General features: G+C 54.6%; 1 protein-coding gene. It reads right to left on the bottom strand.

Annotated features, from left to right (window positions below; genetic code table 11):
- The coding region (locus tag NXS07_RS20225; RefSeq protein WP_258087538.1) for a condensation domain-containing protein at positions 1-1,107 on the bottom strand (1,107 nt) is incomplete at both ends.

The raw sequence follows: 1,107 nt of genomic DNA, 5'->3' as shown, positions 1-1,107 counted from the left end.
AGGTCAATCCCGTGACTTAACAGGGCAGAAAGATCATTCGCCCCCTGAAACTGGGTTTTGCGTTCAGCCCAATACGCTTCGGAGGCCTCCTTGTGATCAAGATGATATTGCTGAGTCGCCAGGTAGGCCGTGTCCACCCCTTTCGGGAGGACTCGTCCCTGCAACAGCGCATTGTAATACTCATGCACGGTCTGCAATAAAATCGGGTTACTCCAGCCGTCGGCAATACAGTGGTGCTGAGTGATCAGTACCGTCACCCGCTGTGCCTGCTGCCTGATTAAAGTGAAGCGGATTAACCCGGGATGATGTAAATCAAAAGGCTGGGCCCGGTCATTTTGCTGGAGTTCTTCAATCGCCCGGTCCCACTCTTCTGCCGGCAATGAACTGATATCTTTGATCGTGAAATTGGCCGGCCCGATACTGGCGCCCTCCGTCACAATCTGCAATACCTCCCCTTCCCAGTCAAAGGCCGTCCTGAGGACAGGGAAGCGCAGTGAAGCCAACGACCAGGCCTGCTGGTAAGCCGCAAAATCCAACCTGTCGTGATAATCCAACAGTAACTGCACCCGATAAGCATCATCCTGCGGTTGAGCCAGATAATGATAAACAAAACCCTGCTGCAAACTGGTGGCGGGATACAACGCTTCAATCTGATACCTCTGCTGAAAACGACTTAACCGCTCGATTGAAACGCCTTCAATGCCATAATCACTGGGGGTTTTTACTCCGCCCAACCGGGCCTGTTTTTGGCCGGCCGTGATGACGGTGGTAAGTGCCTGCTCAAATGCCGTGATAAATACCTGAGTCAGGGCCGGTGACAAACGGGATCTCACACTGAATTGCAGGCTTCCCGCCTGAACCGCCCCATTGATATCCAGCAGCAAAGGGCTGGGGTTATCGCTGGCCACCACGGCCCCACAATCGTCGTCGGTCAGTGACCAGTCTTGATGGCGGCCCTGTCCGGCGTCTCCCCCCAGCTGGCCGAGATAGTTGAAACTTATCGCCGGCAACTCACCGGCTAAATTCCCGGCCTGATGCAAGGCCCCGTACCCTATCCCTTTATTCGGCACCGCCCTGAGCATCTCTTTGGTGTGGATTATGGTTTCC

The organism is Xenorhabdus bovienii (genome assembly GCF_024721015.1).
Classification (GTDB): Bacteria; Pseudomonadota; Gammaproteobacteria; order Enterobacterales; family Enterobacteriaceae; genus Xenorhabdus; species Xenorhabdus bovienii.
The sequence above is the reverse complement of the archived record's forward strand: the minus strand, read 5'-3'. Positions and strand labels throughout refer to the sequence as shown.